Annotated in this window: 8 protein-coding genes and 1 pseudogene; 4 read left to right on the top strand and 5 right to left on the bottom strand. The window is 71.2% G+C overall.

Features of this window, described 5'->3' with window-relative positions:
* The 5 genes and pseudogenes from STRTUCAR8_RS49865 to STRTUCAR8_RS19125 form a co-directional block, all read right to left on the bottom strand.
* A pseudogene (locus tag STRTUCAR8_RS49865) lies at positions 1-338 on the bottom strand (beta-galactosidase trimerization domain-containing protein); the annotation flags it as partial.
* Between the two features lie 30 nt (positions 339-368).
* The gene (gene msrB, locus STRTUCAR8_RS19140) at positions 369-776 is read right to left on the bottom strand and encodes a peptide-methionine (R)-S-oxide reductase MsrB (RefSeq protein WP_006377489.1); all 408 of its coding nucleotides are present in this window, start codon (positions 774-776) and stop codon (positions 369-371) included.
* A 69-nt stretch (positions 777-845) separates the two neighbouring features.
* The gene (gene murC, locus STRTUCAR8_RS19135; protein WP_006377488.1) at positions 846-2,234 is read right to left on the bottom strand and encodes a UDP-N-acetylmuramate--L-alanine ligase; all 1,389 of its coding nucleotides are present in this window, start codon (positions 2,232-2,234) and stop codon (positions 846-848) included.
* Positions 2,235-2,350: 116 nt separating this feature from the next.
* A complete protein-coding gene (locus STRTUCAR8_RS19130; protein ID WP_006377479.1) occupies positions 2,351-2,824 on the bottom strand; it encodes a hypothetical protein in 474 nt (157 codons plus the stop codon).
* A gap of 157 nt (positions 2,825-2,981) precedes the next feature.
* Entirely contained in the window at positions 2,982-3,818 is an 837-nt protein-coding gene (locus STRTUCAR8_RS19125) for a pyrimidine reductase family protein (protein WP_044472463.1), read from the bottom strand.
* Between the two features lie 247 nt (positions 3,819-4,065).
* Here STRTUCAR8_RS19125 and zapE point away from each other — a divergent pair, with 247 nt between their 5' ends.
* The 4 genes from zapE (at position 4,066) to STRTUCAR8_RS19105 (ending at position 7,957) form a co-directional block, all read left to right on the top strand.
* Complete coding sequence (zapE, locus tag STRTUCAR8_RS19120) at positions 4,066-5,172, top strand: cell division protein ZapE (protein ID WP_006377483.1); 1,107 nt, start codon at positions 4,066-4,068, stop codon at positions 5,170-5,172.
* 218 nt (positions 5,173-5,390) lie between these two features.
* Positions 5,391-5,789, top strand: a complete 399-nt coding sequence (locus STRTUCAR8_RS19115; RefSeq protein WP_006377480.1) for a hypothetical protein — start codon at positions 5,391-5,393, stop codon at positions 5,787-5,789.
* 90 nt (positions 5,790-5,879) lie between these two features.
* Positions 5,880-6,470, top strand: a complete 591-nt coding sequence (locus STRTUCAR8_RS19110; RefSeq protein WP_006377477.1) for a carbonic anhydrase — start codon at positions 5,880-5,882, stop codon at positions 6,468-6,470.
* An 8-nt stretch (positions 6,471-6,478) separates the two neighbouring features.
* The gene (locus STRTUCAR8_RS19105; protein ID WP_044472462.1) at positions 6,479-7,957 is read left to right on the top strand and encodes a SulP family inorganic anion transporter; all 1,479 of its coding nucleotides are present in this window, start codon (positions 6,479-6,481) and stop codon (positions 7,955-7,957) included.
* Positions 7,958-8,033: the final 76 nt, after the last annotated feature.

The following is an 8,033-nucleotide window of genomic DNA, read 5'->3' as shown; positions in this document are numbered from 1 at the left end:
ACACCCGCCGCGTCCACCAGGCGTCCGGGGGCGAGTTCGTGGCGGGCCCGGGCATCGTGGTCGGCGTACGCCGTGCGCGGGCCGAGGACCAGGTGGCCGCCGGCATGGGCGTACGCGGCGAACCAGTCGAGGGTGGAGTCGTGGACGACGTACAGCGCCGGGACGACCAGGACCGGGTGACGGGTCACCGCCTCCTCGGGAGTCAGTCCGTCCCGTTCGCCGCGCGGGTCGTGCAGGTGACGGGCGTGGATGATCCGGACCTGGCGGCCGGCGTCGAAGGCGCCCCGGTAGAACGCGTCGAAGATCCGGTGGTAGGCGGTGTCGTCAGGGCTGCCGTCGCCCCCCAGACGTGTTTGCCTCCCGGCGCCTCAGCCCTCTTCGGGCGCCAGCCGCAACGAGATGCTGTTGATGCAGTACCGCTGATCGGTCGGGGTCGGATACCCCTCACCCTCGAACACGTGTCCTAGATGTGATCCGCACCGGGCACACCGCACCTCGGTCCGCACCATTCCATGGGTCCGGTCCGACAGCAGTTCGACCGCGTCGGTGTCCTTCGGGTCGAAGAAGCTCGGCCAGCCGCAGTGCGACTCGAACTTCGTGTCCGAGGTGAACAGTTCGGCCCCGCAGGCCCTGCAGGAGTAGACGCCCTTCGCCTTGGTGTCCGTGTACTCACCCACGAAGGCGGGCTCCGTGCCGGCCTGACGCAGGACCGCGTACTCGGCCGGCGTCAGCTCCGCGCGCCACTGCTCGTCCGGCTTTTCGACGTCGTACGACATGAAGCTCAGCCCCTTACTGCGAAAGTCACCGCGAATGTCACCGCGAGAGTCACTGCGAAGCCGTGGACGTCACCGTGCCAGGCGGTCCAGGATCCGCGGGCCCAGGTCTGTCACATCACCCGCGCCCATGGTGAGAACGAGATCACCGGGCTTCGCCATTCCCGCGACCGTCTCGGGCACCTCGGCCTTGTCGGACAGGGCCGTCACGTCGGCGCCCGCGGCCCGCGCCGCGTCGATGATCAGCGCGCTCGTCACGCCGGGGACCGGGTCCTCACGGGCCGGGTAGATGTCGAGGACGACCGACGCGTCCGCGAGCGCCAGCGCCTGGCCCATCTCCTTGCCCAGCTCCTGGGTACGGGAGAAGAGGTGCGGCTGGAAGACCACCAGGATGCGCGCCTCGCCGACCGCCGACCGCATCGCCTCCAGGTCCGCCGTCATCTCGGTGGGGTGGTGCGCGTACGAGTCGATGACCTGGACGCCGGCCGCCTCGCCCTTCAGCTGGAGGCGCCGCTTCACGCCCGTGTACGCCGCCAGGGCGGGGGCCAGCTCACCCGCGGGCACGCCCAGCGCGACGCCCGCCGCCAGCGCGGCCACCGCGTTGAGCGCGTAGTGCCGGCCGGGAACCGACACCGTGAAGGTGAGCCGGGCACCGTCCAGCTCGACGGTCACCTCGCTCTTCAGCCCCTGCGGTACGACGGACAGCACCCGCACGTCCGCGTCCGCCGCCTCCCCGTACGTCACCACCCGCACGGAGTCCGGCAGGCGCCGCGTCAGCTCGCGGGCGCCCTCCTGGTCGGCCGAGACCACCAGCGTCCCGCCGGGCACGATCCGGCCCGCGAACGTCTCGAAGGACTCGTAGATCTCGTCCATGGAGGCGTAGTTGGCGTGGTGGTCGAGTTCGACGTTGAGGACGATGGCGACCTCGGGCGCGTACTTGTGGAAGCTGCGGTCCGATTCGTCCGCCTCCGCCACGAAGATCTCGCCGTCGCCGTGCAGGGCGTTCGAGCCGGGGGCGTCCAGGTCGCCGCCGATCGCGTACGACGGGCCGCGCCCCAGCTCGCTCAGTGACACCGCCAGCATCGACGTCGTGGTCGTCTTGCCGTGCGTGCCCGCGACCGCGATGGGCCGCAGGCCGTCCATCAGCCGGGCGAGCGCGTCCGAACGGTGGACCACCGGGATTCCCAGCTCCGCCGCCCGCGCCAGCTCCGGGTTGTCCGCACGGATCGCGGAGGAGACAACGACACAGGAGGCGTCGTCGGCGAGATGGCCGGCCGCGTGCCCGATGTGCACGGTCGCGCCCAGCGCCCGCAGGGCCGCCGCCGTCTCGGACTCCTTGGCGTCACTGCCGGCCACCTGGGCCCCGCGCTGCGCGAGGATCTTCGCGATCCCCGACATCCCGGCGCCTCCGATGCCGATGAAGTGCGGTCGGTCCATGGCGGAAGGAAGGCCGGGTGCCATGTGCGTTTCTCCCCAGATGCGGTACGACAGCTAGAACGGGCCCCAGCCTATTGCGTGCGCCGGGTGGCACCTCACAAGGAGCACGGACTCCCGGCGCGACGGCTGTGGCCTGACGACTACGCCTTGCTGTGCGAGAACAGCTTCAGCACAGGCACCCCCACCTTGTGCCGGGCCCGGGAGGCCCAGTCCCGGTGGAAGAACTCCTCCACGTAGTGGGGGTCGGTCAGCACGATGACCTCGTCCGCCTCGATCTCGTCGACCAGTCCCCGCAGCGCGTCGAGCGGATGGTCCTCGACGATCCGCCCCTCCGCCTCGTGACCGGCCGCTCGCAGCGCCGTCAGCGACACCTCCAGCGCCTGCTCCCCCATCGCCGCCGCGTCCTTGCCCTCGGGGGTCTCCCGCTCGTGCGCCGCCTCGTCGAGTTCGCCCAGCGCGATGTCGTCGATGGCCCGCAGCAGTCGGTCGGCCTGGTCGCCCCGGGGCTGGAGCAGCACGTGGAAGGCCACGTCCTCATCGCCGTGCAAGGTGGTGACGAACTCCACGTCGGCGGACGTCAGGGCCTTCTCGATCATCAGTACGCTTGTGAACACGACAGGCGCCCTTCTCGTCCGTGGGCCGTTCGTAGGCCCCTGCTGAAACCATCCTGCCCCGTGATCGCACGGGGACTGCGAAATTTAGTGTGCCCAGCGAAAGACAAACGGAACGACAGGTTCCGCATGGTGTCGGGGACGAGTGCGCCCCCGTGCGTCAGGAGCGGCGATAACGGCTGAACAGGAAGCCGGACTCCTCCAGCAGGGACACCAGTTCGAAGTGACGGGGCACCGGAACCGTGGGCCCGCCCGAGATCCGCTGGGCGTCCCCCACGGTGAGCATCGGGGAGATCGTCAGGCACAGCTCGTCGAGCACCTCGGCCGCCACCAACTGCCCCAGCAGCCGTGGCCCGCCCTCGGCCAGCAGCCGGGTGTGACCGAGGTCGGCGAGAGCCTGTACGGCACGCGCCGGGTCGACGCCCATGCCGTCACCGGCGACGACCACCCGGGCGCCCGCCTTCTCCGCGGCCGCGACACGGTCGGGGGCGGCAGCGGCGCCCGTGAGGATCAGGGTGGGAACCAGCGGTGAGGTGAACAGCGGGAGCGAGTAGTCCAGCTCCAGGCTCGCGCTGACGATCGCGATCGCCGCCGCCTCCGCCTGCCCGGCCGCCTCGCGGGCCGCTGCGAACTCCGCACGCGCGCGTGCCGGACGGTACCCCTCCTGGCGTACCGTTTCCGCACCGACCAGGACCACGTCCGCCAGGGCCCGCAGGGTGCCGAAGATCCTCATGTCACAGGCGGAGGAGATGGGCTGGGACCGGCCGTCGTGCTGGGCGGCGCCGTCGAGGGTGGACACCATGTTGGCGCGCAGCCAGGCTTCCCGGCGCTCGTTCGTCCGCTCGGGGTAGGCGTACGCGGCGGCCAGCTCGTCCAGGGTCCACTCCCGGTCGACCGCCCTGCCACCCCCGGGCGAATCACCGGCACCACCGGCGCTCACGGCCCCTCCCGAGGCGTCGGCCACTGTCTCTTCGGTCACAGGGAACAGACGTCGCATGCCAGGCAGTCTGGCACGGGGCCCAGCGCCTGTCCGGCGGGCCGGACCGGTGACCGCACCGGTGACCGGACCTGGAGGCACGGGGTGAGCCGCGCCCAACTGGGGTGTTGCCGCCGCCGGCCGGCGTTCCGCGTCGCGACCCGCCGCCACCTCACGGCCGTACGCGGCGCACGCCGCCCACCGCGGGTCGGCGCACCCCAGGTCCGGGCCGACCGGGCACACCGGAAAGCCTTTAGCATGGTGAACCGTGCATACCACCCCCGCCGCCCCCGGTCTCGGTCCGATAGCCGACGCGGCCCCGCTGTCCCTGTGCGTCCGTGAGCCGCATGTCCCCGCGGACAGGCTGGTCGCCGAGATGGTGCCGCCGCCCCGGTTCGACTCGGTGCGCTTCGGTACGTACGACCCGGACCCGAACCAGCCGAGCCAGACCGAGGCCGTGCGGGTCCTCGACGGCTTCGCGGCCGGGCTCGGCGGGGCGCACGCCGTGGGGGGCGGCAGGCGGGGGTTCTTCGGGTTCGGGAAGGTCAAGCCCTCGAAGGTGCCGGCCGGCCCACGTGGCGTCTACCTCGACGGCGGTTACGGCGTCGGCAAGACCCACCTCCTCGCCTCCCTCTGGCACGCCACCCCGGCGGAGCCCGCGCTCAAGGCCTTCGGCACCTTCGTGGAGCTGACGAACCTGGTCGGCGCCCTCGGCTTCCAGAAGACCGTCCAGACCCTGTCCGGCCACCGGCTGCTCTGCATCGACGAGTTCGAACTGGACGACCCGGGTGACACCGTCCTCGTCTCGACCCTGCTCGGCAAGCTCGTCGACGCGGGTGTGGCACTCGCCGCCACCTCGAACACCCTGCCGGGCAAGCTCGGTGAGGGGCGGTTCGCGTCGGCGGACTTCCTGCGCGAGATCCAGGGCCTGTCCGCCCACTTCCGCGCGCTGCGCATCGACGGCGAGGACTACCGCCACCGGGGGCTGCCCCAGGCGCCGGCGCCCTACTCCGAGGAGCAGGTGACCAAGGCCGCGTACGCCACCGAGGGCGCCTCGCTCGACGACTTCCCGCAGCTCCTCGACCATCTCGCCCGGGTGCACCCCAGCCGGTACGGCGCCCTCACGGACGGCGTGAAGGCCGTGTGCCTCACCGAGGTGCGGCCGGTTCCGGACCAGTCGACGGCGCTGCGGCTCGTCGTGCTCGCCGACCGGCTGTACGACCGCGAGGTGCCGGTGCTCGCCTCCGGTCTGCCCTTCGACCAGTTGTTCAGCGAGGAGATGCTGAACGGCGGCTACCGCAAGAAGTACTTCCGCGCGATCTCCCGCCTGACCGCGCTGGCCCGCGACGCCAAGGGCCTCGTAGAGCCCTCGTGACACCCCGGGGCGCGCGCCGCCCCGACCCGCGGACCATATGAACTTCCGCAGGTCAACGATCAGTTCACGTCATCCCACCCCCGCTTTTCAGGCTCTCTTCAGCCTGAAACGTTAAGTTAACCCTGCAAACAACTTCGCAGGGTTAACGTGTTTCTTGACCCACGGTTGACCAACCGTTGACGTGTACTAGAGATCGCCGAACGCCTGGAGGGGGGCACATGTTCCGAGGTACTACAGCCCGGAGCGTGATCGCCCTCCTCGCCGCCGCCCTGCTGACGCTCCAGTTCTTCGCTCCCACGGCATCCTTCGCATCCGCGCACACAGCCCGTCATGCAGAGGCCAAGACCGAGCCCAGAAACAAACCCAGGGCGGCATCCCAGCGCGACGAGTACGTCACCTGCGGTGATGGCGGCCGTCACCACGACCCGAGCCTGCCCCTGCGCATCCGCGACCGGCACCGGGTCGTCGACTCGGGTCCCCAGGCACCCGAACGCCCGCTTCTCTCCGTGGACCCCGCGGCCCCCGCCGGTCCGGACAGACGCGTCACGTCCCGCCATGAGCAACCCAGATGTCCGGCCGCGCACACCCCGGCCGCGCTCCAGGTGTTCCGCTGCTGACAGGCGGGACGTCCCCCCACTCCCTGTCAGCACGTCCGACTGTCATGTACGTCCGACGCGCCCTTGAGGCGCGCCAGGAGGAGTCACCACATGCAGCCCCTCATCGACAACGCCCGCACCTTCGGTCAGCGCCCGGAGGAGTTCGCGAAGCTCGCCGAAGGCCAGTCCCCCCAGGTCCTGTTCATCACCTGCTCCGATTCCAGGGTCGTCCCGGCCCTGATCACAGGTGCCAGGCCGGGTGAGCTCTTCGAGCTGCGCACCGCGGGCAACATCGTCCCCCCGTACGCCTCAGCACGCCCCACCGGCGAGGCGGCCACCATCGAGTACGCCGTGGAGGTCCTCGGCGTCCAGGACATCGTGGTCTGCGGCCACTCGCACTGCGGCGCCGTCGGCGCCCTGGTGCGCGGCGACGACCTCACCGCCGTACCCGCCGTACGCGACTGGCTCGCGCACGCGGCCGACGGCCCCGGGGCCACCGCCCCGTCCGACACCGACGACCCGACGGTCGCCTCGGCCGTCCAGAACCACGTCCTGACACAGCTGTTGCGACTGCGTTCCTACCCCTGTGTGGAACAACGCCTCGCCAAGGGCGAACTGCGGTTGCGCGGCTGGTACTACGAGGTCCACACCGGGTCCGTGCGCGAACACCGCGCCGCCACCGACGCGTTCGAAGCGCTGTGAGGGCCACCATGGACATACGTACCGTGTCCACCAAGGTCCCTCATCTGCGGCAGGACTTCGCCGCCTCGCTCGTCGTGTTCCTGGTCGCCCTGCCGCTGTGCGTGGGCGTCGCCGTCGCCTCGGGTGTACCGGCCGAACTCGGGCTGGTCACCGGCATCGTGGGCGGCATCGTCGCCGGACTCCTGCCGGGCAGCAGCCTCCAGGTGTCCGGCCCCGCCGCCGGCCTCACCGTGCTGGTCTTCGAGGCCGTACGGGAACACGGACTGCCCGCGCTCGGGGTGATCGTGCTCGCCGCCGGGCTCCTGCAACTCGCCATGGGCGCCCTGAAGCTGGGGCGCTGGTTCCGGGCCATATCGGTGTCCGTCGTCGAGGGCATGCTGGCCGGAATCGGCCTCGTGATCATCGCCGGGCAGCTGTACGCGGCGGCCGGGCTGAAGGCGCCGGCCACCGGGCTCGACAAGATCACCGGGCTGCCCGAGGCCGCCGCGAAGGCCGTGGGCAGCACCAACGCGCTGGCCTCGCTGGCGGTCGGCGCGGGCACGATCGCCGTGATCGTGCTCTGGCAGCGGATGCCCAAGAAGGTGCGGGCGGTGCCGGGCGCGCTCGCCGCGGTGGTCCTGGCGACCGTCGTCACCCTCGTCCTCAGCCTGCCGGTGGCGACCGTCGAGGTGAAGGGCCTGCTGGACGCCGTCCAGCTGCCCGGGCTCGGCGCCTTCGGCGAACTGGGCAGCCTGAGCGTGCTCGGCACGGTCGTGGCGTTCACCCTGATCGCGTCCGCCGAGAGCCTGTTCAGCGCCGCCGCCGTGGACCGGCTGCACGACGGTCCGCGCACCCAGTACGACAAGGAACTGATGGCGCAGGGCGCCGGCAACACCGTGTGCGGACTGCTGGGCGCGCTGCCGATGACCGCGGTGATCGTGCGCAGCTCGGCGAACGTCCAGGCGGGGGCGCGGACCAAGGCGTCCCGGGTCATGCACGGCGTATGGCTGCTGCTGTTCGCGGCGCTGCTGCCCGGGGCTCTGGCGCTCATACCGCTGCCCGCGCTGGCCGGCATCCTGGTGCACGCCGGCTGGAAGCTCATACCGCTGCGCGGGGTCGCCCTGCTATGGCGCGAGCACCGGGGTGAGGCGCTGATCCTGGTGGTCACGGCCGTGTCGATCGTGGCCGTGAACATGTTCGAGGGCGTGCTCATCGGTCTCGCCCTGTCGGTGGCCAAGACCGCCTGGGAGGCCTCGCACCTCAAGCTGGAGGTCATCGACAAGGGCGCCGGGCCCGTCCAGGCGTATCTGTCGGGCAACGCGACCTTCCTGCGCCTGCCGAAGATCCTCGACAGCCTGGAGGCGCTGCCCCAGGACCGGCCGATAGAGCTGGACCTGTCGGGCCTGCACCACCTGGACCACGCCTGCCGTACCGCTCTGGAGAGCTGGGCGGAGCGGCACAGCGCGGTCGGCACGGAGCCGGTCAAGATGATGACGCCGTCGCTGTAACCTCCACGGCCGTCGCCGCGGTCTCCGGGCCTTCTCGTGGCCCGCACACGACGTGGCCTCCCGGTACGGAGTTGCC

The organism is Streptomyces turgidiscabies Car8, assembly GCF_000331005.1.
GTDB lineage: Bacteria > Actinomycetota > Actinomycetes > Streptomycetales > Streptomycetaceae > Streptomyces > Streptomyces turgidiscabies.
The sequence above is the reverse complement of the archived record's forward strand: the minus strand, read 5'-3'. Positions and strand labels throughout refer to the sequence as shown.

Coding starts and splice junctions, on each gene's coding strand:
- STRTUCAR8_RS19125 (WP_044472463.1), bottom strand. CDS start 3,818: ATGCGACGTCTGTTCCCTGTGACCGAAGAGACAGTGGCCGACGCCTCG.
- STRTUCAR8_RS19115 (WP_006377480.1), top strand. CDS start 5,391: ATGTTCCGAGGTACTACAGCCCGGAGCGTGATCGCCCTCCTCGCCGCC.
- STRTUCAR8_RS19110 (WP_006377477.1), top strand. CDS start 5,880: ATGCAGCCCCTCATCGACAACGCCCGCACCTTCGGTCAGCGCCCGGAG.
- msrB (WP_006377489.1), bottom strand. CDS start 776: ATGTCGTACGACGTCGAAAAGCCGGACGAGCAGTGGCGCGCGGAGCTG.
- STRTUCAR8_RS19105 (WP_044472462.1), top strand. CDS start 6,479: ATGGACATACGTACCGTGTCCACCAAGGTCCCTCATCTGCGGCAGGAC.
- murC (WP_006377488.1), bottom strand. CDS start 2,234: ATGGCACCCGGCCTTCCTTCCGCCATGGACCGACCGCACTTCATCGGC.